This is a genomic window from Methylobacterium sp. OAE515, from assembly GCF_041806315.1.
In the GTDB taxonomy this organism is placed as follows: domain Bacteria; phylum Pseudomonadota; class Alphaproteobacteria; order Rhizobiales; family Beijerinckiaceae; genus Methylobacterium; species Methylobacterium tardum.
In genome coordinates this window covers 5,950,197-5,973,702 of the sequence record NZ_JBGMUV010000001.1, presented here as the reverse complement: position 1 = coordinate 5,973,702, position 23,506 = coordinate 5,950,197, and the positions used below count along the sequence as shown (strand labels likewise).

General features: G+C 69.4%; 23 protein-coding genes. 14 read left to right on the top strand and 9 right to left on the bottom strand.

Features of this window, described 5'->3' with window-relative positions:
- Nucleotides 1–52 precede the first annotated feature (52 nt).
- On the bottom strand, nucleotides 53–1,240 hold the full coding sequence (locus ABIE45_RS29115; RefSeq protein ID WP_192708021.1) for a DUF1501 domain-containing protein: 1,188 nt from the start codon (nucleotides 1,238–1,240) through the stop codon (nucleotides 53–55).
- Entirely contained in the window at nucleotides 1,237–2,763 is a 1,527-nt protein-coding gene (locus ABIE45_RS29110) for a DUF1800 domain-containing protein (RefSeq protein WP_192708022.1), read from the bottom strand. Before ABIE45_RS29110 ends, ABIE45_RS29115 begins: the two co-directional genes overlap by 4 nt.
- Before the next feature lie 184 nt (nucleotides 2,764–2,947).
- On the opposite strand from ABIE45_RS29110, the gene ABIE45_RS29105 reads away from it, so the two are divergent.
- On the top strand, nucleotides 2,948–4,561 hold the full coding sequence (locus ABIE45_RS29105) for a peptide chain release factor 3 (RefSeq protein ID WP_192708023.1): 1,614 nt from the start codon (nucleotides 2,948–2,950) through the stop codon (nucleotides 4,559–4,561).
- Nucleotides 4,562–4,695: 134 nt separating this feature from the next.
- Here the strand turns inward: ABIE45_RS29105 and ABIE45_RS29100 are convergent, their stop codons facing one another.
- Both ABIE45_RS29100 and ABIE45_RS29095 read right to left on the bottom strand, forming a co-directional pair.
- Complete coding sequence (locus ABIE45_RS29100; RefSeq protein WP_192708024.1) at nucleotides 4,696–5,154, bottom strand: response regulator; 459 nt, start codon at nucleotides 5,152–5,154, stop codon at nucleotides 4,696–4,698.
- An 8-nt stretch (nucleotides 5,155–5,162) separates the two neighbouring features.
- Entirely contained in the window at nucleotides 5,163–5,630 is a 468-nt protein-coding gene (locus tag ABIE45_RS29095; protein ID WP_192708025.1) for a BLUF domain-containing protein, read from the bottom strand.
- Nucleotides 5,631–5,931: 301 nt separating this feature from the next.
- On the opposite strand from ABIE45_RS29095, the gene ABIE45_RS29090 reads away from it, so the two are divergent.
- From ABIE45_RS29090 to ABIE45_RS29070, 5 genes are all read left to right on the top strand, one after another.
- Nucleotides 5,932–7,215 (top strand): flagellar hook-basal body complex protein, encoded by a 1,284-nt coding sequence (locus ABIE45_RS29090; protein WP_192708026.1) that lies wholly within the window; start codon nucleotides 5,932–5,934, stop codon nucleotides 7,213–7,215.
- A 34-nt stretch (nucleotides 7,216–7,249) separates the two neighbouring features.
- Entirely contained in the window at nucleotides 7,250–9,142 is a 1,893-nt protein-coding gene (gene flgK, locus ABIE45_RS29085) for a flagellar hook-associated protein FlgK (protein ID WP_192708027.1), read from the top strand.
- A gap of 2 nt (nucleotides 9,143–9,144) precedes the next feature.
- A complete protein-coding gene (locus ABIE45_RS29080) occupies nucleotides 9,145–10,689 on the top strand; it encodes a flagellin (protein ID WP_192708028.1) in 1,545 nt (514 codons plus the stop codon).
- Nucleotides 10,690–10,880: 191 nt separating this feature from the next.
- Entirely contained in the window at nucleotides 10,881–11,141 is a 261-nt protein-coding gene (locus ABIE45_RS29075; RefSeq protein ID WP_192708029.1) for a hypothetical protein, read from the top strand.
- A 1-nt stretch (nucleotide 11,142) separates the two neighbouring features.
- On the top strand, nucleotides 11,143–11,463 hold the full coding sequence (locus tag ABIE45_RS29070; RefSeq protein WP_192708030.1) for a hypothetical protein: 321 nt from the start codon (nucleotides 11,143–11,145) through the stop codon (nucleotides 11,461–11,463).
- Nucleotides 11,464–11,471: 8 nt separating this feature from the next.
- Here ABIE45_RS29070 and ABIE45_RS29065 read toward each other — a convergent pair whose 3' ends face one another.
- Genes ABIE45_RS29065 through ABIE45_RS29055 form a run of 3 tightly spaced genes read right to left on the bottom strand, consistent with a single transcriptional unit; the run spans nucleotide 11,472 to nucleotide 13,453 of the window.
- Nucleotides 11,472–11,945: a hypothetical protein gene (locus ABIE45_RS29065; protein ID WP_192708031.1), complete on the bottom strand. Its 474-nt coding sequence runs from the start codon at nucleotides 11,943–11,945 to the stop codon at nucleotides 11,472–11,474.
- Entirely contained in the window at nucleotides 11,932–12,291 is a 360-nt protein-coding gene (locus ABIE45_RS29060) for a rod-binding protein (RefSeq protein WP_192708032.1), read from the bottom strand. The genes ABIE45_RS29065 and ABIE45_RS29060 overlap by 14 nt, the downstream gene beginning before the upstream one ends.
- Nucleotides 12,292–12,316: 25 nt before the next feature.
- Nucleotides 12,317–13,453, bottom strand: a complete 1,137-nt coding sequence (locus tag ABIE45_RS29055) for a flagellar basal body P-ring protein FlgI (protein ID WP_192708033.1) — start codon at nucleotides 13,451–13,453, stop codon at nucleotides 12,317–12,319.
- A gap of 242 nt (nucleotides 13,454–13,695) precedes the next feature.
- On the opposite strand from ABIE45_RS29055, the gene ABIE45_RS29050 reads away from it, so the two are divergent.
- On the top strand, nucleotides 13,696–14,124 hold the full coding sequence (locus ABIE45_RS29050; RefSeq protein ID WP_192708034.1) for a flagellar assembly protein FliX: 429 nt from the start codon (nucleotides 13,696–13,698) through the stop codon (nucleotides 14,122–14,124).
- 123 nt (nucleotides 14,125–14,247) lie between these two features.
- Here the strand turns inward: ABIE45_RS29050 and ABIE45_RS29045 are convergent, their stop codons facing one another.
- Nucleotides 14,248–15,744 carry an ATP-binding protein gene (locus ABIE45_RS29045; RefSeq protein WP_192708035.1) on the bottom strand — a complete coding sequence of 499 codons (1,497 nt, stop codon included), beginning with the start codon at nucleotides 15,742–15,744 and terminating at the stop codon, nucleotides 14,248–14,250.
- A gap of 155 nt (nucleotides 15,745–15,899) precedes the next feature.
- On the opposite strand from ABIE45_RS29045, the gene ABIE45_RS29040 reads away from it, so the two are divergent.
- From ABIE45_RS29040 to ABIE45_RS29010, 7 genes are all read left to right on the top strand, one after another.
- Entirely contained in the window at nucleotides 15,900–17,147 is a 1,248-nt protein-coding gene (locus ABIE45_RS29040; RefSeq protein ID WP_192708036.1) for an Hsp70 family protein, read from the top strand.
- A 173-nt stretch (nucleotides 17,148–17,320) separates the two neighbouring features.
- Nucleotides 17,321–17,791, top strand: coding sequence for a cupin domain-containing protein (locus ABIE45_RS29035; RefSeq protein WP_373622906.1), 471 nt, complete (start codon nucleotides 17,321–17,323; stop codon nucleotides 17,789–17,791).
- Between the two features lie 194 nt (nucleotides 17,792–17,985).
- Nucleotides 17,986–19,359 carry an MBOAT family protein gene (locus tag ABIE45_RS29030; RefSeq protein ID WP_192708038.1) on the top strand — a complete coding sequence of 458 codons (1,374 nt, stop codon included), beginning with the start codon at nucleotides 17,986–17,988 and terminating at the stop codon, nucleotides 19,357–19,359.
- Between the two features lie 2 nt (nucleotides 19,360–19,361).
- Nucleotides 19,362–20,378: a hypothetical protein gene (locus ABIE45_RS29025; RefSeq protein ID WP_192708039.1), complete on the top strand. Its 1,017-nt coding sequence runs from the start codon at nucleotides 19,362–19,364 to the stop codon at nucleotides 20,376–20,378.
- Nucleotides 20,379–20,551: 173 nt separating this feature from the next.
- Nucleotides 20,552–20,971 (top strand): RNA polymerase-binding protein DksA, encoded by a 420-nt coding sequence (gene dksA, locus ABIE45_RS29020; RefSeq protein ID WP_192708040.1) that lies wholly within the window; start codon nucleotides 20,552–20,554, stop codon nucleotides 20,969–20,971.
- 240 nt (nucleotides 20,972–21,211) lie between these two features.
- Nucleotides 21,212–21,625 carry a hypothetical protein gene (locus tag ABIE45_RS29015; protein ID WP_192708041.1) on the top strand — a complete coding sequence of 138 codons (414 nt, stop codon included), beginning with the start codon at nucleotides 21,212–21,214 and terminating at the stop codon, nucleotides 21,623–21,625.
- A complete protein-coding gene (locus ABIE45_RS29010) occupies nucleotides 21,622–22,092 on the top strand; it encodes a hypothetical protein (RefSeq protein WP_192708042.1) in 471 nt (156 codons plus the stop codon). The genes ABIE45_RS29015 and ABIE45_RS29010 overlap by 4 nt, the downstream gene beginning before the upstream one ends.
- A 3-nt stretch (nucleotides 22,093–22,095) precedes the next feature.
- Here the strand turns inward: ABIE45_RS29010 and ABIE45_RS29005 are convergent, their stop codons facing one another.
- The gene (locus ABIE45_RS29005) at nucleotides 22,096–23,373 is read right to left on the bottom strand and encodes an FAD-binding oxidoreductase (protein WP_192708043.1); all 1,278 of its coding nucleotides are present in this window, start codon (nucleotides 23,371–23,373) and stop codon (nucleotides 22,096–22,098) included.
- Nucleotides 23,374–23,506: the final 133 nt, after the last annotated feature.

The window sequence follows — 23,506 nt, the reverse complement described above, 5'->3', positions numbered from 1 at the left end:
CGGCAGGTATCGCGCCGCCTACACCGCGTCGCGTCCTGACCGCGCGCCGCCGCTACAGCAGCGCGAGATCCGCCGGATCCGCGCTGGGGAAGATCCGCCGCAGGCTCGCCTGTTCGAGTCCGTAGAGCCGCCGGAACAGGCCGCCGAGCAGGCCGCGATAATCGGTGAGCACCGGATAGTCCCGGTTCTGGAACAGGTGCGCCTCGTCGGCCCGCACCTGCGGCCCCGCGATCCGGCCGCCGCGCACCCCGCCGCCGAGGATCCAGTAGACGCTCCCGTGGCCGTGGTCGGTGCCGCGGCTGCCGTTCTCCCGGAAGGTGCGCCCGAACTCCGACAGCACGACCACCACCGTGTCGGACCAGCCCGGCCCGATCTCCTCGACGAAGCCCGCAAGGCCGCGCCCCAACTCGCCGAGCCGGTCGGCGAGGTAGCCGCTGCCCGCGCCCTGGTTCACGTGCGTGTCCCAGCCGCCGACATCCACGAAGCCGAGGTTGAAGGTCTCGCGCATCAGGCGGCCGATCCGCCGGGCGGACAGCTCGAAGCCCTTGGGCGAGACCGCCCCGCGGTCGGCCTGCCCGGCATGGTCGGAGATCGTGTGGTAGACCGCGTCGCGCACGCGGAACCCCTCGGTCACGGCGGCGGCCAGCTTGGTGTCGCTGTACATCGCCGCGATGAGGCGCGCCTGCCGGTCGTCGATGCCGGGCTTGCCGACGCCGGTGATGGCGATGTTGGGCACCGTCTCGCCGCCCCGGAAGATCAGCGGCATCTGGTCCGTGAAGGCGATCGGCCGGACCCGGGTCAGCTCGGCGGCGAGCCGGGCCATGAAACCGGAATTGTAGTCGCGGGCGGCTCCGACCGTCTGGCCCATCTCGATCGTGTCCTGCGTCTCGAAATGGCTCCGGGTCAGATCGTCGGTCCCGGCGAACGGCACGAAGGCGGCCTGGCCCTTGGCGTAGAGCGGCAGGAGCGTCTCGCGCAGAGCCGGGTGCAGGCTCCAGTCGCCGTCGAGCACCAAAGCGGCCTTCGGGTCGGCGGCGTCCGGCCTGGGGATCGCGAGGGTCGGCCGCGACCGGTAGTAGAAGTCACTGCCGGTCGGAATCACCACGTTGGCGGCGTCGTAGGCGCCGCGCAGGAACACCACGAGGAGGCGCGCGTCGGCCTTCGGGGCGGCCCAGACGCGGCCGGCCACCGTGGACAGGCCGAGCGCCGCCGAGGCGCGGATCAGGTCGCGACGGTTCATCGCATGAACTCCGGCGAGGCGAGGTAGAGGGTGTTCCAGTCCTGCGGCGAGACCGCCTGGGCGAGGGCCGCCCGCGTCGCCGTCGACAGGGTGCCGGACAAAGCCGCGAAGTAGAGCCCGTTCGCGAGCACCGGGAAGGCCGGCTCCTCGGCCTGATCGGGCAGCGACGGCTTGAACAGGCCGGCCGAGCCGGACCCGATCTGCCGGGCGATCTCGAACCGCGTCGCGAGCTGCCCGGGCCCGCTCCAGGACGCGGCGTCGAGGGGGTAGCCGTCCGGCGTCGAGCGGTTGAACAGGCCTTCGCCGAGCCGGTTCAGCCAGCCGAGCACCGGGCCGGCGTTGCGGATCACGCGCGCGTCGTAGGCCATGCGCAGGGCCGAGAAGACGTAGCGCACCGGGTCCTTGAAGGCGCCGCGCTCGGCCGTGAAAACCGGCTCGCGCACCAGCGCCGCCATCACCGCGGCGATGTCGCCGTCGGTGCGGCCGAAGACAGCGGCGAGCCGCGCCACCAGGGCGTCGTCGGGCGGCCGGCCGAGAAAGTAGGTGGCGAGCGCCCGGGAGACGCTGGTGGTGGTGGCGGGGTGGCGGGCGATCAGGTCGACCGCCTCCTCGACCTCGGGCCAGCCGCGGCCCCGGATGCGCGCGCCGAGGAAGACCTTGTCGCCGTAATCGTGCCGATTCGGGTTGAATTCGAACAGGCCGTCCCGGCGGTAATCCGCGGCGTGCTCGGGGCGGAGCTTCGGGGTCTCGGGCTTCATGGCGATGCCGACCCCGCTCAAGATCCGCGCCAGTGCCTCGACGTCGCCCTGCGTGTAGCCGGAGCCGACGCCCATCGTGTGCAGCTCCATGATCTCCCGCGCGTAGTTCTCGTTCGGGCGACCGGCCGCATTGGCGTCGTTGTCGAGGTAGCGCAGCATCGCCGGGTGGCGCAGGCTCGCCATAAGCAGGTCGCGGAAGCGACCGAGCACGTGCGGGCGGATCGCCGTGTCGAGGTAGTCGCCCACGGCGGCGCGCAGGGTCGACTTCCCCTGATGGACGTTGAGCCGGTTGAACCAGAACCACGTCAGCCGCTCGCGCAGCTGGTCGGGGCTGTAGAGCGCCCGCAGCACCCACGCGGAGGCGGCGTTCCGCGCGGCCGTGTTGAGCGCGCCTCGGAAGGCCTGCTGCGCAGCCTTTCGGGCCTCCGGATCTGCAATCTCCTTGGCGGCCTTGGCCTGTGCGTCCAGCGCCTGGGCCCGCTCGAACAGGCTACCCGGTGGTGTCAGCGCGTCGACCTGCGCCTGAGCGGCGGGCGGCAGGCGCGATTCGGCCGGCGGATGGAGCTGGGCATGCAGCCAGCGCGCCCGCCCTTCCGCGGTGAGCTGCGCGAAGGTCGAGGGCGTGGCGCCCCAGGTCAGGGCATCGAGGAAAGCGGCATCGGCCGCCGCGGCCCGCTGCGGCGCCGCGTCCGCGCGGGGACCGGGGCCCGCCGCGGCGAGCAGCAGGACGGTGACCAGACAGCAGCGTGTTGCGGCGCGCGACATCGGGGCCTCGCGAAGCGTGGATCGGCCGGGGAAGCGTGATGCCGCTCCCATGTACTGTGCCTGAAAGGCAGCTCCATTCTGCCCGCGTCTTTGCCAATATCGGGGCTTGCCGCTACACGATCCCGAGACCGCGCGAGTGCCGCGCCGCGCACCACCATATTCCGCCGATCAGAGCGTTCGCTCCATGCTGATGCAGACCAAGACCGAGGCGAGGCCGGCCGATCCGGTGTCGCGGCGGCGCACCTTCGCGATCATCTCCCACCCGGATGCGGGCAAGACCACGCTCACCGAAAAGCTGCTACTGTTCGGGGGCGCGATCCAGCTCGCCGGCGAGGTCAAGGCCAAGCGCAACCGCGTCTCGACCCGCTCCGACTGGATGGGGATCGAGAAGGAGCGCGGCATCTCGGTCGTCACCTCGGTGATGACCTTCGAGTACGGCGACTGCGTCTTCAACCTGCTCGACACGCCCGGCCACGAGGACTTCTCGGAGGACACCTACCGGACGCTGACGGCGGTCGATTCGGCCGTGATGGTGATCGACGCCGCCAAGGGCATCGAGGCGCGCACGCGCAAGCTGTTTGAGGTCTGCCGCCTGCGCGACATCCCGATCGTCACCTTCATTAACAAGCTCGACCGCGAGGCCCGCGACCCGTTCGAGCTCTTGGACGAGATCGAGAAGACGCTGGCCCTCGACGTCGCCCCGGTCACCTGGCCGATCGGCACCGGCCGCAACTTCTCCGGGACCTACGAGCTCGGTGGCAATCGCGTCCGCCGCCTCGACGCGGCCGAGGATGCCGGGATGGTCGCAGTGTCCGGCCCGGACGATCCGCTGTTCGACGAACTGCTCACCGAGAATGGCGCCGCCAAAGCCTGGCGCGAGGAGGTGGAGCTCGCCGAGGGCGGGCTGAAGCCGTTCGACCTCGACGCGTTCCGCGAGGGCCACCTGACGCCGGTCTTCTTCGGCTCGGCCTTGCGGAATTTCGGCGTGCGCGACCTCATCGACGGCTTGGCCAAGGTGGCGCCGCCGCCGCGGGGCCAGGATGCCGACAAGCGCCTCGTCGAACCGACCGAGCCGCGGATGACCGGCTTCGTGTTCAAGATCCAGGCGAACATGGACCCGAACCACCGGGACCGGATCGCGTTCATGCGGGTCTGCTCGGGCAAGCTCAACCGGGGCATGAAGGCCCGGCTGGTGCGCACGGGCAAGCCGATCTCGCTCTCGGCGCCGCAATTCTTCTTCGCCCAGGACCGGGCCATCGCCGACGAGGCCTATGCCGGCGACGTGGTCGGCATCCCGAACCACGGGACGCTGCGGATTGGCGACACGCTCACCGAGGGTGAGGACATCGTGTTCCGCGGCGTGCCGAGCTTCGCGCCGGAGATCCTGCGCCGGATCAAGCTCACTGACGCCATGAAGGCCAAGAAGCTGCGCGAGGCGCTCCAGCAGATGGGCGAGGAGGGCGTCGTCCAGGTCTTCGTGCCGCAGGACGGCAGCCAGGCGATCGTCGGCGTGGTCGGTGCGCTTCAGCTCGACGTGCTGAAGGAGCGGCTCCAGGCCGAGTACGGCCTGCCGGTGGATTACGAGACCTCGCGCTTCTCGGTCTGCCGCTGGGTGTCGTCCGATTCGGAAGCCGAACTCGACAAGTTCATCGACACGCACGGCTCGGCCATGGCCAAGGACCTCGACGGAGCCCCGGTCTTCATGGCGACGACCGCGTTCTCGCTCCGGTACGAGGAGGAGCGCTACCCGGCCGTGCGCTTCACCGACATCAAGGACTACCAGAAGCGGGCAGCCTGAGCTGTCCGAGATGCCGCTTGGGTGACGCCCACGCGTCTATGCGAGCGCAGCGAAGCAATCCGAGGGATCGCTTCCGTGCGGAATAGTCCCGGAGCCCTGGGTCGCTTCGCTGTGCTCGCGATGACGGCGTTGCCTCAGAACTTCCCGAGCATGGGAAACTCCACGCTCAGGCTCGACTCCGCGGCGATCGGCGCCTCGCGCTTGCGCGGCTTGCGATTGAGCACCTGCTTCAGCTTCGTCTTCAGCACCGCCATGTCGAACGGCTTGAGGATGAAGGCATCCGCGCCCGCCTGGTGCGCCAGGTTGATGTCCTCGAAGTCGAAGGATGATTCGGTCAGCATGAACGGCGTGTTCATCAGCGCGTCGTCGGCGCGGATCTCGCGGAGCAGGCTGAGCCCGTCCATCGGCTCCATGTCGAGGTCGGAGATCACGAGCGCGTAGCGGCGCTGCCTGAGCCGCTCCAGGGCCTCCGGCGCGCTGGTGACGCCCTCGACATCGGGGAATCCGATGCGGGTCATCAGCATCACGATGAGGCGGAGAAGCTTCTCCTGGTCGTCGACGATGAGGATCGGGTGCGTCTCGCTGTCGGACATCGCTCGCCTCAGACGAAGAGATGATCGATGCCCTGGCGGGACATCGTGTCGGATTGGAGCGCCAGGCACAGGCCGTGGATCGCCGAGGCCTTCGGCGTCCCGCGCTGAAGCATGGGCAGCAGGTTGGCCTTGGCGAACAGGGTTTCGTTGTTGGCGGTCCGCTGGGCGCTCTTGAACGAATGGACGAATTCACGCTTGGCGATCTCGCGCCATTCGCTGATCTGAACATCCCGATGGCGGCTGTCGGCACTGACCCGGTCGAAGGTTTCGTGCACCGAGGAGCGTTCGCCCTCGATCACTTGGCAGGCGAAACTGCCCTCGATGACCAGGAAGCTCGTGATCACGGCGAACTCATTCTTCTTCTGAGCCGTGCGGCCGATCTCGCCGATCTGCTCGGACCGCTTCGCGGGGTCCGACGACAGGTTCAGGCGCGAGAAGTATATGATGTGGACGAGGCTCGTCCGTTTCGCCCGCATGACCCTGAGATCCGAAATCCGTAACCATTCAGCACTTCCGGGCAGGTCGCTTTGCGCCCGATCCTGAGCCCGGGCGCATCCTCGCGCGCGCCGGATAACACCCCGTAAACGACCGGGCGGCGCTTGCCGGAACCGGGACGGGCCCTGCCGGGCAAGATCTGCCGAGTCCAGGTCTCCAACCGGTCAAGCCTGCCGGGCGCTGGTGGCGGGCGTCCTGATTCGTCAGTGGCTTAGCCCTGGCATGGCGGTTGCGGCTGCCCTGGCCTGCGGGCCGTCAGGGCGCGCAACGGGATTGCCTGCCATGGATCTATTCAGCGCCCTTCAGACCTCAGTCTCCGGATTGCAGGCGCAGTCCTATGCCATCAGCAACATCTCCGGGAACATCGCGAACTCTCAGACGACCGGCTACAAGCGCGTCGACACCAGCTTCATCGACATGATGGCGGAGACGACGCAGAAGCGGGAGGTCGCCGGCTCGGTTCTGGCGCAATCGCAGCTGACCAACACCATCGCCGGCAACGTCGTCGCGTCGAGCGTGCCGACCAACATGTCGATCAGCGGGAGCGGCTTCTTCACGGTGGTGCAGAAGACCGGAGACGCCAACGGGGCCGCGACCTTCAGCGGGACCAATGCCTATACGCGTCGCGGCGACTTCGCTCCGACCGCCGACGGTCACTTGATGAACGGTGCGGGCGGGTACCTCACCGGCAACAATCTGGACCCCGTGACCGGTCAGGTCACCAGCGCGGGTCCGATCGTCATCGGGAACCCCGTGCTGCCGGCCAAAGAGACGACACTCATCACCTACTCGGCCAACCTGCCGGCGACGCCGACGGTGAGCCCCTCGGCCGATCCGGCGGGCAGCATCGCCGGCCCATCGCTAACGGCTTATACATCGTCGGGTGCGCCCGTGACGATCAACACGCGCTGGGTTCAGACGACCGCCGGCAGCAACGGGTCTTCCTCGACCTGGAGCTTGATGTACAACAGCAACGCCGCAGGTACACCCAATTGGACCGACTCGGGCACGCCGTTCACATTCGACGCGACGGGAAAATTGACCTCGCCGAGCCCGAGCGCGACCACGCCCAGCACGACCACCGTTGATCTGAGCGGTAAATCGATCGCCGGTTATACCTTCAGTAACCTCAAACTGGATGTGACCGGCGGGCTGACGCAATATGCCGACGCCACCGGCGCGGCAACGACCAGCACGCTGAGCCAGAACGGCAATACCTCCGCCACATTGACGAGTGTTGCGGTTGGCACCGACGGCAAAATCAACGGCACGTTCTCGAACGGGTCGGTGGTCGCGCTCGCCACCGCCGGGGTCGTGCAATTCGCCGATCCGGACGGTTTGAAGGCCGATTCGAACGGCAACTATCTTCAGACGGCCGATTCCGGTCCGCCGATCGCGGGCCTCAATGGCAGCACCATCACGGGAGCGAGCCTCGAGCAGTCCAACACGGATATTGCGACCGAATTCTCTAAGATGATCGTAACCCAGCAGGCCTACTCTGCGAACACGCGCGTCATGTCGACCGCCCAGACCATGATGTCGGACCTGCTCAACGTGATTCGATAATCTGTCTTCCGGAGGTCGCTGAGGAGGCTGTGAAGTGTCGCTGAACGCACTGTCCAACGCGACCGCCGGGCTCGCCGCAACTCAGGCGGCGATCAACGTCGTCTCGCAGAATGTCGCCAATGCGGGGACGGCCGGCTACGTCAAGCGGACGCTCACGTCCGTCGCCACCGGCACCAACAACCTGGGCGTCGCCTCCGGGGCGGTCACACGCAGCTTCGATGCGGCGGCCCTGAAGCAGCTTCGGCTGGAAACCTCGGGCGCCGCCTACACGAGCACCAAATCCGGGATCATCTCCCAGCTCGATGCTCTGTACGGGACGCCCGGCAGCTCCACGGCGCTCGACGGCACGCTGAACACGTTCACCGAGTCGCTCCAGGAACTCGCCGCCAATCCGACCTCGGCGGCTGCCCGAACGACGGTGCTGAGCAACGCCTCGGCGCTCGCCAGCCAGATCAACGGAGCCGCGAATTCGGTGCAGAATCTGCGCACCGGGATCGAGGCGCAGCTCGGTGCCGATACGCAATCGGCCAGCTCGCTCCTGTCCAGCATCGCGGACCTGAACAAGAAGATCCAGAATACCACGGACAGCACGTCCCTGGCCGACCTCCAGGACCAGCGCGATCAGGCGATCAACAACCTGTCGAGCTACATGGATGTCAAAACGACCGCGCAAAGCGATGGGACCGTGACGGTCCTGACCCAGTCGGGGGCGACGCTGGTGGATCGCGGCAACGCCGCATCGCTGAGCTTCGATGGCCGCGGGACGCTGAGCGCGAACTCGTCCTATTCGGCCACGCCGCGCACGGTCGGCACGATCACCGCCACGCTGCCCGGCGGTGGCAAGATCGACCTCGGCGAGCCCGGCGTGCTGCGCTCGGGCAGTTTGGCGGCCCAGATCGAGCTGCGCGATCAGACGCTGCCGCAGGCGCAGCGCCAGCTCGACGATCTCGCCGCGGGGCTGGCGAGCTCGCTGACCAACACCGGCACGACCGGCACACTCGGCAGCAGCGGTGACACGCAAATCACCGTCTCGGCGATGCAGCCCGGCAACACGATCACATTTCCTGTCACTGACAGTACCGGTGCCGTTCGCAACGTGACCTTGGTGGCCTCGGCGAAGCCGGGCGGCACGATCGTTCCCGCTGGGCAGACGACAGACGCGAACGGCCTGACTCTGACGTTCGATGCCAGCGGCGACCCGACCACCTACGCGGCGAAGATACAGGCAGCCTTCACGGCGTTTAACGCCACAGGGGCCGCCTACAAGCTTCCGACTCTCGGTGTGACACCTGGGTCCTCGACCGCGACGAGCGCGACCCTGACGCTGACGGCGGGTGGGAAGGTCGCCGCCGCGGCGACAGCCAACATCACGGTTGCTTCCGCCACAGACCTGTACGCCGGAAATCCGTCACTCGCCCTGTTCGTCGACGGGACGAACAACTCGCTCTACACGGGATCCTTCGATAACGGCTCGCAGCTCACGGGCTTCGCGCAGCGCATCGCCGTCAACACGAAGCTGAGCGGCGACACGGCGGCGCTGACTGCGCCTTCCACGGCGACGGGCAGTGGGAATGCGGGCGCGTCCGGCACGCGCGCGCAGAAGCTGTTCGACCTGCTGACCTCAACGCCACAGACCTTCTCGTCGTCGAGCGGGATCGGCGGCGTCTCCGCACCCTACAGTGCCACCGTCGTCGGGTTCGCCCAGGACATCATCGCGTCGCAGGGCGCCGCGTCGGCGAATGCGACAGCGCTCGACGACACGCAGCAGACCGCGCTCTCCACAGCGCAAGGCCGGTTTGCGGCCGGAGCCGGGGTCAACATCGACCAGGAGATGTCGAACCTGATCGCGCTCCAAACCGCCTACGGTGCCAATGCCCGGGTGCTGACCGCGGCCCGCGACATGCTCAACCAACTGCTGCAGATCTGATCATGACGACGATCAAGCCCTTTGCGGCCGGTTCCTACCTCACGAACCGAACGGCTTCGCAGCTGACGACGCTGAAGAGCCAGCTCAGTGATCTGTCGACCCAGCTTTCGAGCGGGCTGACCGCGCAGACCTATGGCGGCCTGGGCTCCGGGCGGTCCACGGCCCTGAGCGCCCAGGCGACCCTCAGCGCACTCACCGGCTACGCCGCCGGCATCACCGCCGCGCAGACCCGGACGAACGTCGCGGTGACGAGCCTAACGCAAGTGGCGACGTTGGGCATCGATGCGCGTAACACGTTGAACAACGGTCTGCAGAGCACGCCGGTGAACGCGACTGCCGCGAAGGCCAACGCGTTGAATAACCTTCAGGCGGCCCTGGATACATTGAACCAGTCGGTGGCCGGCAACTACCTGTTCGGCGGCGAAAACAGCACGACGCAGCCGGTCCTTGACGCGGATACGATCCTGAACGGAAACGGTACCCAGATTGGCCTCACGAAATTTGTTTCGAACCAAGTCGCGGCCGACCTCGGTCCGAAAGGCAACGGGCGGCTGAGCCAAACCTATCCGGGGTTGGATTCCAGCAACGTACCGATCTCGACCAAGATCACACTCTCTGATGACCCGAGTTCCCGTGCGGATCCGGCCTCCGGTTACAAGATCACCGGCGCTTCCCCGGTGCCGACCCCAGGAGGCATCGCTGCATCCTCCGCGCTCAATCCGACCGGGACGTCGGCCACTGTTACGATCGATGTCAATCAGCAGCCCGCCGCAGGCGATAGCCTGACGCTGAGCCTGCAACTGCCCGACGGCACGCAGACCAAGTTGACGCTGACTGCCGCGGCCAGCGGCACCACGCCCGCGTTCTCGAACACGGGCTTCGCGATCGGCGCGAACCAAGCGGAGACGGCGAAGAACCTCAACGACGCCTTGACCAGCGCCCTGTCGGCATCCGCCGGCAGCACGCTGATGGCGAACTCGACCGCCCGCGCGGCGAGCACCTTCTTCTCCGCGCCGAACCCGACAACCACCGCCGCGAACACCGTCGTCTGGTACCAGGGCGAGAATGGGTCGTCGGACCCGCTGAGCACCCAATCGGTGCAGGTCAGCGCGGGGAGCAGCGTTCAGATCGGTGTCCGGGCCAACCAGCCGGCGATCAGCAACGTGCTCGCGGGCCTCGCGACCGTGGCTCTCGGCATGCCGAGTTCGTCGGATCCGAACGCGGCCGCGATCTACAGCGCGATCAGCGGCAAGGCGCAGCCCCTTCTCTCGTCGGCCGATACCAGCCCCGGCACGTCCTCGACCGGTGCGCTCCCGAGCGTGCAGGACACGGTGACACAGCTCAGCCTGGCATCGACGCGCTTGTCGAACGCGGCGACGACGAACAAGGCTTCCCAGAACACGCTTCAGAACACGCTCGACGGCATCGAGCAGGCGCCCACCGAGGAAGTCGTCGCCAAGCTGCTGGACGTGCAGAACCGACTTCAGGCGAGCTACCAGGTCACGGCTTCGCTCTCCAAGCTGTCGCTGGTCAATTACATCAGCTGAGGTCGGCCGCTCCCGGCTCGAGTCAGCGCCGGCTGTCCGAGACCGCTTGGGCGTCGCGAGACGACGCATATCCGCCTGTCGTGGACCAGGTCCGGATCGACCGCCCCGATCATAGTCTTGCCGTTTTCGCGTATTGAACCGAGGCGTGCGGACGCGCATCCGTGCCGTCGGTCCAACGAGGAGAGGTCCGCGTGTCGCTGTCCGAGCCCGTCGAACTCGTCCGCCGTCTCGGCTTTGCGCCGCGGATCGGCGCGATCGTCATGGCCGAGCAGGCCGTCGACACGTACCTCGCCGGCTACAGCCATCCCGATGACCGCACCATCGCGCTGGACATTCTCCTGCGCGATCTCGCGCGGCTGCGCGTCCAGGAGGCCGTCCTGGACCGGTTCATCGGCGAGGTCGAGACCTACATCGATCTGCTCCATCGGGATCTTGCCCGGCGGGCGGCCTGAGATGGCCAGGCTGGTTCTGCCGATAGCGGCCGCCGTGGCGCTGGTACTCGTGGGTCCTGCCCTGGCCGTCGATCTGCAGAAGGCGCCGGTCACGCTGGGACTGGTGCCGTGTCCGTCGAAAGGGCAGGGCTTCGTCCGCATGCCGGGCAGCGACAGCTGCGTCCGCATCTCCGGGCGCGTCACCGCCGGGATGGACATGCGCGCCGGGCACGGGGTCGCGGCAGCTCCGGTCGTCGCGGGCCGCCTCGCCATCGACAACCGGGCCGACACGGATCTCGGCGAGGTGCGGACCTACGTGCGGATCGGCAACGGTCACCGCTGAGGCGGTGCCTAGAGGCTCCGCGACAGGACCAGCGGGCCGCTGCGCACGCCGCGGCCGTACGGCGAGGGCGCCGGAGCCTGGCGGCCGTAGCCCACCGGCATCTGCGCGCGCCCGATCTCCTCGGCGAGCGACTTGATCAGGCCCTCCGAGACGGTTTTGGCGCTGGCCAGGACCGCCTGGTTCGCCTCCACAGCCGCGGTGAAGCGGCGATGCGCCGACCGCAGCATCTCGACCCCCTCGGGGTGGAAGCGCTTCAGTGCGACGGCGTTCGCCTTGGCGGCTTCCAGCCCCTGCATGTAGGCGGCGGCGAGCGCCGCCTTCGGTTCGGCCGCCACGGTGCTCTCCCGCAGACGCCCGGCCCGGACATGGGCCGCCTCGTCGGCCAGAACGGTCTCTAGCGCGGCCATGTTGCCGAGCACGCCCGCGACGAGCGCCTCGGCGGTCACGCGATCCGCGACGCGCAGCGGTTCAGCCCTTTGCATTGCTCGCTCCCTCGCTCGCCGCACCCTGCAGCTTCAGGATCTCACGGAAGATCGAATCGGCGATGCCGACGCCGCCGCTCTTCACGATCTGTCCCGCGTATTCCTTGGTCAACATCGAGCGGTAGACGCCACCGCCGGTGCCGTTCTCGCCGAGAGGACCGTCGGTCCCTTCCGACTGGGTAAGCCGGTCGAGGCTGCTCTCGAGGAACATCGATTCGAATTCGGTCGCGGTCTTCCAGGCCTTGGCCTTGTTGGCGGTCTTGATGATGCCGTCGACCGCGCTGCCGGCCGCCGCGGTCCCGACGCCGGCGGCGGCCTTGGCCGCGAGAGTGGCTAGCTGCAGCATGGTTCGACCCTCCCGTTCCGTCTGATCACATCAGTTCGATATCGGCCTGCAGGGCGCCCGCCGTCTTGATCGCCTGGAGGATCGAGATCAGGTCCCGCGGGCCGACGCCCAGCGCGTTGAGGCCGTCCACCAGCTCGCGCAGGCTGACGCCTTCCTTGACGAGGGCGAGCTTGTTGCCGTCGCCGGTATCGACCTTCAGGCCGGTGCGCGGCACCACGACGGTGCGGCCGTTGGACAGGGGCGCCGGCTGGCTGACCTGCGGCTGCTCGGTAATGGTGACCGTGAGATTGCCCTGCGCGATGGCGACCGTGGAGACGCGCACGTCGCGGCCCATCACGATGATGCCGGAGCGCTCGTCGACGATGACCCGGGCCGTCTGATCGGGCTCGACCTTGAGCTGCTCCACCTCGGTGATCAGCCGGATCATGTTGCCGGTGTAGCGGGGCGGGATCTGGATCGTGACGGTCGCCGGATCCGTGGGCTCGGCGGTATCGGCGCCCATGAAGTCGTTGATCGCGGCGGCGATCCGCTTCGAGGTGGTGAAGTCGGGATTGCGCAGGGACAGGCGCAGCGAGCGGGCATCGTTCAGCTTGAACGCGATTTCGCGCTCGATATTGGCGCCGTTGGAGATCCGGCCGTTGGTCGGCACGCCTCGGGTGATCTTGGCGGCGTCGCCCTCCGCCGAGAAACCGGCGATCGCCACCGAGCCCTGGGCCAGGGCGTAGACCTCGCCGTCGGCGCCGAGCAGCGGGGTCACCAGGAGCGTGCCGCCCTGGAGGGACTTCGCGTCGCCCAGCGACGAGACCGTCACGTCGATGCGCGAGCCCTGCGCGGCGAAAGGCGGGAGATTGGCCGTCACCATCACGGCGGCGAGGTTCTGCGTGCGCATCGTCGCCCCGCGCGTGTTGACGCCGAGGCGCTCCAGCATCGCCTGGAGCGACTGCTTGGTGAACGGGATGTTGTTCAGCGTGTCGCCGGTGCCGTTGAGGCCGACCACGATCCCGTAGCCGACGAGCTGGTTCTGGCGCACGCCCTCGATGGAGGCGAGATCCTTGACCCGCGACAGGGCGAGCGCCGGGCCGGCCAGCGCGACGAGGAGCAGCGCACCGGTCAGGGCGCCGAGCAGGGACCGAAGGAGACTGAACGCGGGACTCGGGCGCATGCCGGCTAATCGAGGGTGAACGGACCTGCCGCCATCCTGCCAGGGCCGTGCCAAGCGGGCCGTATCGGCAAGCCCTTGAGGGACCTTGCTTTAACCAGACGCGGCGCGCGTGGGTCGTCCTGCGGCACAGGCACGGAAGCTGCCGACCCGGCAGCTTCTGCCGGCCCGTTTACCAGCGCTTAACCCTGCGGGCCGACTTACTGGTCCTGCGCAGGGGCGCTTGGAGCAACGCGAACAGGATCATGCGCGTCGAGACTCGCCAGCCGATCCAGAGCGCGGGCGGCGTCGCGGCCCCCCGGCGGCCCGAGGGCGGAGGAGGCTTCAGCCTCGGCGCCGCGCCCGGTTCCGCCGCGAGCGCCAACGCCCCCGCGGCAGCGGCCACGCTGGCGGGGCTCGACGCGGTCCTGCTCCTCCAGGCCGAGAGCGAGACTCCGCAGGAGCGGCGCCGTCGCTCGGCCAAGCGCGGCCAGGACCTCCTCGACGGCCTCGACCGGCTGAAGGCCGCCATCCTCGGCGGCCGGGTTGCCACTCATGAACTCCGATCCATCGCGGGCCGGCTCAACGAGCGCGCGGGCCTCTCAGGCGATCCGCGCCTCGACGGGCTGATGGCCGAAATCGAACTCCGGGCAGCGGTGGAGCTTGCCAAGCTGGAAGTCGCCCGGGGCGCCTGACCGCTCGCCGCTCGCGCCTTTGCGAGCGCAGCGAAGCAATCCAGGGAAGCGCCACGCCGACCGGCCGCGCGCCGCCCTGGGTCGCTTCGCTCCGCTCGCGATGACGGACCGATTAGCCGCGCGCTACACCGCCCGGCGTTTCGGGCCGGTCGGCAGCATCTGCGGCTCACCCGGCCCCGTCTCCACGCCGAGATCCGGCACGGCGATGATCGGCGCGCCGCGCAGGTCCTTCCGCGTGATGATCGCGCCGCGCTCCTCCAGATAGGCGAGCATCCGCCGGGCGCGGCCGCCGGAGCTGGTGCCATAGGCCTCGGCCAGCATCGCGTCGGTCGGGCAAGGGGCACCCTCGATTGCCGCCCGGGCCACCACCAGGAACAGCCCGGCGAGATCGTCCGGCAGGCCCGCGGCGATCTCCTGCGCCCGCTCCCAGCCGGAATTGTCCGTCACCGCCCCTCCGGCCTCGGCCCGCGCTACCGCGAGCCGCCGCTTGAACTCGGGCAGCCCCATCGTGTCGCCGCGCAGGCGCCGGATGCGGCAGCGGACCGTAAAGTCCTGGTAGAGGGTGGCGGGCGTGCAGGCGGCCGCGTCGGCATCCGCCAGGACCGAGGCAAGCACCTCGGCCAGCGCCGCCTCGCGCGCCTCCGGATCCATCGGCTCCTCCTCCGGCTCCTCCACGGGCGCCGGCGGCCGGTAATTCGCGAGCTGCACCAGCACGTCCGGAGCCGGCGTCGGCCGCGGCTTCGGCCGGGGCACCAGCGGGACCGCGATCTCCGCCGGGCTTGCCGTGAGGATGAGCGCGCGGGCGTCCTCGGTCGGATCGGGGAGGGGAACCAGAACCGGCGAGGAGCTTCGGCTTACGGTCTGTGTCGGGCCGACCGCGATGGTGAGGGGTCGTCGCGACAGCGCCGGCCCGAGCGCCACGAAATGTCCGCGCGGCAGATCGCGGAACGTCTCGGCCTGACGGCGCTCGAGGCCCAGGAGGTCGGCGGCGCGGGCCATGTCGATGTCGAGAAAGGTCCGGCCCATCAGGAAGTTCGACGCCTCGGCCGCGACGTTCTTGGCGAGCTTGGCGAGCCGCTGGGTCGCGATGATCCCGGCCAGCCCGCGCTTGCGGCCGCGGCACATCAGGTTGGTCATGGCGCCGAGCGACAGGCGCCGCGCCTCGTCCGAGACCTCGCCGGCGGCCGCGGGCGCGAAGAGCTGCGCCTCGTCGACGGCCACCAACATCGGATACCAATGGTCGCGGTCGGCATCGAACAGGCCGCCCAGGAAAGCGGCGGCCGCCCGCATCTGCCCGTCGGCGTCCAGATTCTCCAGCGACAGCACCACCGAGACCCGATGGGTCCGCACCCGCGCGGCGATCCGCTGCAGGGCCACGTCGTCGCCGTCGGCCTCCACGACCACGTGCCCGTAGCGATCGGCGAGGCTCGCGAAATCGCCCTCCGGATCGATGATCGCCTGCTGCACGAGCCCGGCGCTCTGCTCCAGAAGGCGCCGCAGCAGGTGCGACTTGCCGGAGCCCGAATTGCCCTGGACCAGGAGCCGCGTGGCGAGCAGTTCGGTGAGGTCGAGGAGCGCGGGGCGCTCGCCGGTCAGGCCGAGATCGATGTCGGAACGCATGGCGCCTCATAGCATGCCGGCGACGGTTCCGGGTGGCCCGCCGGACAGCTGTCCACGCTTCCCGCCATACCTGCCACGCTCTGCCGGCCTGGACCCGGGCGCCCCCGCCCTGTAGGGCCACGCCCCTCCCTGCGAAAATCCGGACCCACGACACGATGGCGGCCTGCGGCCTCGATTTCGGCACGTCGAACACCACGCTCGGTCACACCGGTCCGGATGGACCGACCCTGCTGCCCCTTGAGGAGGCGCACCGGACGATACCGAGCGCGATCTTCTTCGAACTCGGCCGCGACCCGGTGATCGGCCGGGCCGCCACGGCGGCCTATGTCGAGGGCCGGTCGGGACGGCTGATGCGCGGGCTGAAATCGGTGCTCGGCACGCCGCTGATGGAAGAGGCGACGCCGGTCGGCCGGCAGCGCCTGCGCCTGCGCGACGTGATCGCCCGCTATCTCACGGCGGTGAAGGCCCGGGCCGAGGCGGCCTGCGGCGAGGTCCTCGACAGCGTGGTCCACGGACGGCCGGTCCATTTCGTCGACGGCGACCCGGAGGCCGACCGGCGCGCCGAGGACACGCTCCGCGAGATTGCCCGCGACGTCGGCTTCCGCGAGGTCTCGTTCCAGTACGAGCCGATCGCCGCGGCCCTCGATTACGAGCGGCAGGTTCGGTCCGAGGAGATCGCGCTGGTGGCCGATATCGGCGGCGGCACCTCGGACTTCTCGATCGTTCGCCTGTCGCCCGAGCGGCGGGGGCGCCCGGACAGGGCCGGCGACATCTTGGCCAATGACGGCGTGCGCATCGGCGGCACCGACTTCGACCGGCAGCTCAGCCTCGGAACGGTCATGCCGCTGCTCGGCCTCGGCAGCCCGATGCGCCGGGGCGATCTCGCCGTGCCGAACGCCTACTACCACGACCTCGCCACGTGGTCGGCGATCAACCGCCTCTACAATGCCAAGACGGCGCGCGAGATCGACGAGGTGATCCGCGACTGCGCGAGGCCCGACCTCGTCGGGCGGCTGCGCGAGGTGGTCGAGGGCGAGCGCGGGCATGCCCTCGCGGGCCTGGTCGAGGGCGCGAAGATCGCGGCCTCTGAGCGCGACGCGACGATGCTCGATCTCGATTTCGTGGAGCGCGGTCTGGCCGCGCCGGTCGATCGTGCGACCTTGTCGGCGCAGACCGGAGACCTCGCCGGCGCCGTGGCGGCGCGCATCGACCGATGCCTGTCCCAGGCCGAGCTGTCGCGGGAGCGGATCGACGCCCTGTTCCTCACCGGAGGCTCCACCGGTCTGCCGCACCTGCGCGCCGCGCTGACCGGCGCCCTGCCGGCCGCGCGCGTCGTCGAGGGCGACACGTTCGGTTCGGTGGGGCTCGGACTGACCATCGAGGCGGACCGACGCGGCGCGTGAGCCGCAGCGCCGGCTGATCCGGCGCCCGCAACGGGGCTCGATTTGCGATGATCACCTGCATTGTCAGGACGAACGATTGCTCTTACAACTGTACATTCAGTCGATAGACTGTCGAACGAGATGAAATCGGATTGGAGTGAATGCAGTCGAAGAGCATGCGAGGTTTATGATTGATGATCTGGCGACCTGACCGGGTCCAAGAGGTCCGTGTCGGGCACGAGGGGAGAAAGCGCATGTTGAGCAGGCGGATGTTCACCGGTTGTGCGCTCTGCGCAGCGATCGGCCTCGTGGCGGAAGACGTATCGGCACAGGCGCCGAGCGGAATAAAACGGACGATTACATCTCGTATCGATGGCCCGATGCAGGGTTACGAGACGCTTCAAGTCATCGTCGATGTCGAGCCGAACTTCCTCATCGATTGGCACACCCATCCCGGTACCGAGGCGGGCTACGTGCTGGAAGGCGTCGGCGAGTTGCGCGTCAAGGACGCGGGAACGCAGCAGATCAAGCCCGGCGCCTCCTGGGTGACCCCGGCGGAAACCCCGCACACGCTGAAGAACGGATCGCAGCCGAGCAAGCTGTTCGTCACCTTCACGGTGCAAAAGGGCAAGCCGCTGGCGACACCGGTCCCGGCGCCGACGTGAGCGCTCCGCCTCAGCAGCGATGCGCAGGATCCGCCGCGGCCGGCCTGATCTCCGGTCGCGGCGAGGCATAGGGCACGACCGCGTGACGCGCGTCGGCCGGCGATTGACGGGCCGGCCCTGATCCCCGACAAGGCGGTCCCTTCCGCTCGGAGACAACGGCGGCCCATCCGGGCTCCTCCGCGCCGCCTCGCCCGATGCTGTTCAACTCCTTCGTTTTCCTCCTCGCCTTCCTGCCAGCCGCCCTGATCCTGCACGGGCTGGTGGCGCGCGCCGCGCCCGCGTGGCGCCTGCCGCTCCTCGTCGGCCTGTCCTTCGTATTCTATGGCTGGTGGGATGTGCGCTTCGTGCCGCTGCTCGCCGGCTCGATCCTGGCGAATTGGTGCGTGGCCCGCGTCTATCGCCGGTATCCCGGCCGATGGCTGATCCCAGCCGCCATCGCCGCCAACCTCGCGCTCCTCGGCGTCTTCAAGTACCTCGACTTCTTCGCCGATCTCGCCAACCTGATCCCCGGGCTCGGGGCGCCGCGGCTCGGCCTGGCCTTGCCGTTGGGCATCTCGTTCTTCACCTTCCACCACATCATGTACCTCGCCGACCTGCGGGCCGGTCGGGCGCCGGCCTTCGGGCTGGTGAAATACGCCCTCTACATCGCCTTCTTCCCGCAGGTTCTCGCCGGCCCGCTCGTGCGCTGGAGCGAGATCATGCACCAGTTCGACGAGCGTCCCTACGCGCGGCCCGACGCCGCCGAGCGCTTCGCCCGCGGCCTGATGCTGCTCACGGTGGGCTTGGCCAAGAAGGTGTTCCTCGGCGATCCGCTCGCCGAATACGTGAATCCGGTGTTCCAGGCGGCCGCCGCGGGAAAGGCGGTCACGGTCGTCGAGGCCTGGCAGGCGACGCTGGGCTTCACCTTCCAGATCTATTTCGACTTCTCCGGCTACACCGACATGGCGCTCGGCATCGCCCTGCTGTTCGGCCTCGTCCTGCCGCAGAATTTCGACGTGCCGTACCGCGCCACCTCGCTGAGTGATTTCTGGCGGCGCTGGCACATGACGCTGTCACGCTTCCTGCGCGACTACCTCTACATCCCGATGGGTGGAAACCGCCGCGGCCTGCCGCGCCAGGTCGGCGCGCTCGCCGCCACCATGACGCTGGGCGGGCTCTGGCACGGGGCCGGCCTGACCTTCCTGACCTGGGGCGCCCTGCACGGGCTCGGCCTCGGCGCCGGGGTGCTGACGCGCCGCGCGCGGATCGCGATCCCAGCGCCGCTCGGCTGGGCACTCACCAGCCTGTTCGTGGTGCTGACCTGGGTGCTGTTCCGGGCGACCAGCTTCGAGGCGGCGCTGGCGATCTTCAAGGGCCTGTTCGGGCTCGCGCCCAAGGGTTCGGGCTTCAAGTGGCGCACCATCGCGGTGGCGGCCCTCGTGGCGACGATCGGGCCGACGGCCTGGGCGGCCGTCCACCGCCTGCCGCCGCGGCGCCTTCTCGCCTTCGGCTTCGCACTCCTGTTCGTGCTCGTCCTGCTCAAGATCGGCGACGATGCGAACTACGAGTTCATCTACTTCCAGTTCTGAGCATGGCGGCCCCCCAGCTCACCACCGACCGGGCGTGGCAGCGTTTCGCCGGTACCCTGTTCCTGTCGATGGTCGCGCTGTTCGCGGCCTATCTCGGCCTCGCTACCCTGGTCGATCCCTACGACACCGGGCGCTCGACCCTGCTGTCGCAGGGTGCCGTTCGCCCGCAGGGACCGCGCACCGCGTCGGCCGTCCGCGGCCGCGATTCGGCCTATTCCGGCGCCGTGATCGGCAACTCGCACATCCAGCTCATCGAGCCGGCGGCGCTGAGCCGGCTCACCGGCATCCCCTTCGTCCAGCTCTCGGTTCCGGCCACCGGGCCGTCGGAGCAGTTCGCGCTGCTCGGCTGGTACCTGCAGCACCATGCCCGGCCCGGGGCGATCGTGCTCTCGGCCGACGCCTTCTGGTGCGCGGACGATCCTTCCTTTCCGAGCGAGCACGGGTTTCCGTACTGGCTGCTGGGCGATTGGCCGGCCTACCTGCGCGGCCTCCTGCGCTTCACGGCCGCTCAGGAGACGGTCAACCGGGTCGGCTGGCTCCTGAACCGCCGCCACAGGACGGCCGCCGCCGACGGCTGGTGGGACTACGAGCACAATTATCTCAGCCAGGGGTTCGGCATCGATCCCGCGAAGAAGGCGGCGCTGGAGAGGCCGGTCGGGCCCGAACCCGAGCCGCATCACGGCGGCCCGTTCCCCATTGCCGAACGGCTGCGCGCCGAACTCGCGCGCATCCCCGCGCAGACCCCGGTCGTGCTGGTCTTCCCGCCCGTCTACGCCCGCGCCGAGCCTGCGCCCGGCAGTCCGCGGGGCGCCGCGGAAGCGGCCTGCCGCGCGCAGGTGCGCACCGTCCTGGCAACCCACGGGCTGAGTGCGGTCGTGAATTGGCGTGACGGCCGGCCCGAGGCGGCGAATCCGGACCTGTTCTTCGACCAGACGCATTACAGGCTGCCCCTGGCACGCAGCCTGACGACAGAGATCGCCGCCGCGATCGTACGGTTGCGGACGCATATGACAGAGTAAAAGATCTGTACCGTGGCCGGTTTGCCGCACGCGGCGCTGCAGTGACAGTCGGATACAAGCCCTGCCTCACGGCGCGTTGTCGCGCTAGATCGCCTCGACTATACGGCACCTCACGTTATCGCCGCGCACCGGCCATCCCCTGGTGGGCGGTTAGAATCCAGCGAGGGTGACGCATGGCGAAGGTGACGCTGGAGGACGGCTACGTCCCGTCCGACGACGAGCCCTTCATGAACGACCGGCAGCGCGAATATTTTCGGCGCAAGCTGCTGAGCTGGAAGAGCGACATCCTGCGCGAGGCGCAGGATACCCTCGTGGCGCTGCAGAGCGAGAACGAGAACCATCCCGATCTCGCGGATCGCGCCTCGTCCGAGACGGACCGGGCGATCGAGCTGCGGGCGCGGGACCGCCAGCGCAAGCTCACCGGCAAGATCGATGCGGCGCTCGCCCGTATTGAGGATGGCTCCTACGGCTTCTGCGAGGAGACCGGCGAGCCGATCTCGCTGCGCCGGCTCGACGCGCGGCCGATCGCGACGCTCTCGCTCGAGGCTCAGGAGCGGCACGAGCGGCGCGAGCGGGTCTATCGCGACGACTGATCTCGGGTCGTCGCGCGCGGATTCCGGAGGCCCGTCACGTCGGCGCGGCCTCCTGAGAGGTCGCTCCAGGGCGGTCGATAGTGATCTCCGCCCTGTTTTCGACGGCTGAGTCTTCGTCGCCAGCGCTTTCATCGACCGTGGGCCTGGCCCTGAGACCACGTGCGTCGGCCGGGTCTGACGCAGTTGACGCGGAAACCCCTCGCGCCACTTCGTCGCCAGCCAGCGTGGCCGGAGAAGCGCATGAGATCCCCCCTGATCGCGATCGTCGCCAGTGCGGTCGCGGCGCTCGCGCTCGCCGGCTGCGAGGCGCCGAAGCCGGGACCGGCCGGGCCGCCTGGTCCGAAAGGCGATCAGGGGCCGCCGGGGCCTCAGGGGCCCGCGGGCCTGAACGGGGCGACGGGCGAGCGCGGCCCCGTGGGCGAGCGGGGCGCCGCCGGACCAGCGGGTCCGCCGGGCCCGGCCATGAACAGCCTGATCCGGCTCGACGTGGCCTGCCACCGGGATGAGGAATTAATCGGCGCCTATTGCCGGGGCATGGCGGTTGTCCCCTCCGTGACCGTGACGGACGGCGTGTCCACGGTCGGCTGCCTCGACATGACCGCGAAGGCTGCCAAGGATGCACAACCGGTCGCAGTCTGCATGAAGAAGCCATGAGAGCCCTCGCTCCCGCCCTCCTCGGCGCGCTCGTCTCCACCGCGGCCTGCGCGCAGCCGTTCGTTCCCTCCGAGCGCGCGGCCATCGATCTCGTGCGCGAACGGCGCACCGCCGCCTTCACGACGGTGGCCCGGACCCTGGCCTATGCCGAACGCGTGACCGGGGGCGCCTTCCGGTTCGGAGGCTACCGGGTCGATTACCGCCCGGATGCGCCCTTCGCCCGCGTGCGGATCTGCTATCGCCTGGGCATCGATCCGCCCACCTGCGGCCTCGAATACCGCGTCGCCGTCAATCCACCCCATGCCGAGCCGTCGGACCGCTACAACGGCCTGACCCGCGACCTGGAGCACGGACCGCGCGCTTTCCTGCGGGCGCTCGCCCGGGAGGCCGACCTCCAGCGCCAGCCGGACGTCCTGCGCAAAGTTCAGGCGGCGCTGGACCCCTACAACCCCTACGATTGGCGCTGACGCTCAGAACAGGCGCGGCCAGCGCAGCAGCCGCTCGGGCGCGAAGGGGGCGACCGGAACGGCCGGAGTCCGGCCGGTGGCGAGATCGGCGACGACCTCGCCGGTGATCGGCCCGGTCGAGAGCCCGATATGGCCGTGGCCGAAGGCGAACAGCAGCCCCTCGTGCCGGGGCGCCCGGCCGATCACCGGCAGGCCGTCGGGCGTCGACGGGCGCGAGCCGAGCCACGGCTCGTTGTCGAGCGGGCCTCCGAGCCGCAGCGTCCCGGCGGCCTCCTGGGAGGCGGCCTCGATCTGCGTGTAGTCCGGCGCCGCGTCGCGGGCGTTGAGTTCCACCCCGGACAAGACCCGCACGCGATGGTCGCCCATCGGCGACAGGATGGAGCCGGCGCCCGTGTCGAGCACCGGCCGCGTCAGGGGCGGGCTCTCGGGGTGCAGGGCGTAGTGGCGGTGATAGCCGCGCTCGGCCGCCACCGCGAAACGGTATCCGAGCGTCCCGGCGATCTTGCCCGACGCGGCGCCGGCCGCCAGCACGACCTGCCGGGCCCGCACCGTGCCGGATTCGTGGGCGATTGCCCAACCGCCCGCTTCCGGCGCCAGCCGCCCGACGCTGCCGCGCAGCCGCCGACCGCCAAGGCCGGCGAACAGCGTCTCGCAGGCCTCGATGAGGCGGCCCGGTTCGCGGACGGAGCCGGTCTCGGTGAGCAGCATAGCCCGCGCATAGGACCGCACCAGGGCCGGCTCGAGATCGCGCAGGCCTGCCGTATCCAGGATCTCGAAGGCGACGCCGTGCTCGGCCAGGATCTCGCGCTCCAGCGCGGCGGACGCGAACGCGGCCTCGGTGCGGTAGGCTTTCAGCCAGCCGGTGCGCTGGAGCCGGTCGGTGGTGCCGGCCCGGGCCGCCAGGCGCTCATGCGCCGGGTAGGCGGCGCTCGTCAGCGGCAGCAGCGCCGCCGCGGCCCGGCGCCAGCGCGCGGCCCGTGCGGCGGCCATGAAATGCGCGCCGTAGGCGACGACCTGCGGGAGATGCGCGTGGTTGAGACGCAGGCCGCGGTCGGCGTTGCGGAGATAGGCCGGGATCTTGCCCCAGAAGGCGGGGCTCGCCATCGGCAGGATGGAGCCGCGGCTGACCACGCCGGCATTGCCGTAGGAAGTCCGGGCCCGGGCCTCGCCCGGATCGCACAGGACGACGTCGAGGCCGCGGTCCTTCAGCGCGATGGCGCTGGCAAGTCCGACCATCCCGCCGCCGACCACCACGATGTCGGCCGTCTCGTCCGTCGCCATGCCGCCACATCCTGCACCGCACCAAGCGCGGTGTTCTGACCGGTTTTCGCGGCTCTGGGTAGCGCGTCCGGGCAGGGAGGCGCTGTCACGTACGCAGGCACCAATTTGCTGCGAGATCGGCTACAGAGCGGAT

Bases quoted from the DNA above. Each gene is read 5' to 3' on its own strand.
- ABIE45_RS29115 (WP_192708021.1), bottom strand. From the start codon at position 1,240: ATGAACCGTCGCGACCTGATCCGCGCCTCGGCGGCGCTCGGCCTGTCC.
- ABIE45_RS29110 (WP_192708022.1), bottom strand. From the start codon at position 2,763: ATGTCGCGCGCCGCAACACGCTGCTGTCTGGTCACCGTCCTGCTGCTC.
- ABIE45_RS29105 (WP_192708023.1), top strand. From the start codon at position 2,948: ATGCTGATGCAGACCAAGACCGAGGCGAGGCCGGCCGATCCGGTGTCG.
- ABIE45_RS29100 (WP_192708024.1), bottom strand. From the start codon at position 5,154: ATGTCCGACAGCGAGACGCACCCGATCCTCATCGTCGACGACCAGGAG.
- ABIE45_RS29095 (WP_192708025.1), bottom strand. From the start codon at position 5,630: ATGCGGGCGAAACGGACGAGCCTCGTCCACATCATATACTTCTCGCGC.
- ABIE45_RS29090 (WP_192708026.1), top strand. From the start codon at position 5,932: ATGGATCTATTCAGCGCCCTTCAGACCTCAGTCTCCGGATTGCAGGCG.
- ABIE45_RS29080 (WP_192708028.1), top strand. From the start codon at position 9,145: ATGACGACGATCAAGCCCTTTGCGGCCGGTTCCTACCTCACGAACCGA.
- ABIE45_RS29070 (WP_192708030.1), top strand. From the start codon at position 11,143: ATGGCCAGGCTGGTTCTGCCGATAGCGGCCGCCGTGGCGCTGGTACTC.
- ABIE45_RS29065 (WP_192708031.1), bottom strand. From the start codon at position 11,945: ATGCAAAGGGCTGAACCGCTGCGCGTCGCGGATCGCGTGACCGCCGAG.
- ABIE45_RS29060 (WP_192708032.1), bottom strand. From the start codon at position 12,291: ATGCTGCAGCTAGCCACTCTCGCGGCCAAGGCCGCCGCCGGCGTCGGG.
- ABIE45_RS29055 (WP_192708033.1), bottom strand. From the start codon at position 13,453: ATGCGCCCGAGTCCCGCGTTCAGTCTCCTTCGGTCCCTGCTCGGCGCC.
- ABIE45_RS29050 (WP_192708034.1), top strand. From the start codon at position 13,696: ATGCGCGTCGAGACTCGCCAGCCGATCCAGAGCGCGGGCGGCGTCGCG.
- ABIE45_RS29045 (WP_192708035.1), bottom strand. From the start codon at position 15,744: ATGCGTTCCGACATCGATCTCGGCCTGACCGGCGAGCGCCCCGCGCTC.
- ABIE45_RS29040 (WP_192708036.1), top strand. From the start codon at position 15,900: ATGGCGGCCTGCGGCCTCGATTTCGGCACGTCGAACACCACGCTCGGT.
- ABIE45_RS29035 (WP_373622906.1), top strand. From the start codon at position 17,321: ATGATCTGGCGACCTGACCGGGTCCAAGAGGTCCGTGTCGGGCACGAG.
- ABIE45_RS29030 (WP_192708038.1), top strand. From the start codon at position 17,986: ATGCTGTTCAACTCCTTCGTTTTCCTCCTCGCCTTCCTGCCAGCCGCC.
- ABIE45_RS29025 (WP_192708039.1), top strand. From the start codon at position 19,362: ATGGCGGCCCCCCAGCTCACCACCGACCGGGCGTGGCAGCGTTTCGCC.
- dksA (WP_192708040.1), top strand. From the start codon at position 20,552: ATGGCGAAGGTGACGCTGGAGGACGGCTACGTCCCGTCCGACGACGAG.
- ABIE45_RS29015 (WP_192708041.1), top strand. From the start codon at position 21,212: ATGAGATCCCCCCTGATCGCGATCGTCGCCAGTGCGGTCGCGGCGCTC.
- ABIE45_RS29010 (WP_192708042.1), top strand. From the start codon at position 21,622: ATGAGAGCCCTCGCTCCCGCCCTCCTCGGCGCGCTCGTCTCCACCGCG.
- ABIE45_RS29005 (WP_192708043.1), bottom strand. From the start codon at position 23,373: ATGGCGACGGACGAGACGGCCGACATCGTGGTGGTCGGCGGCGGGATG.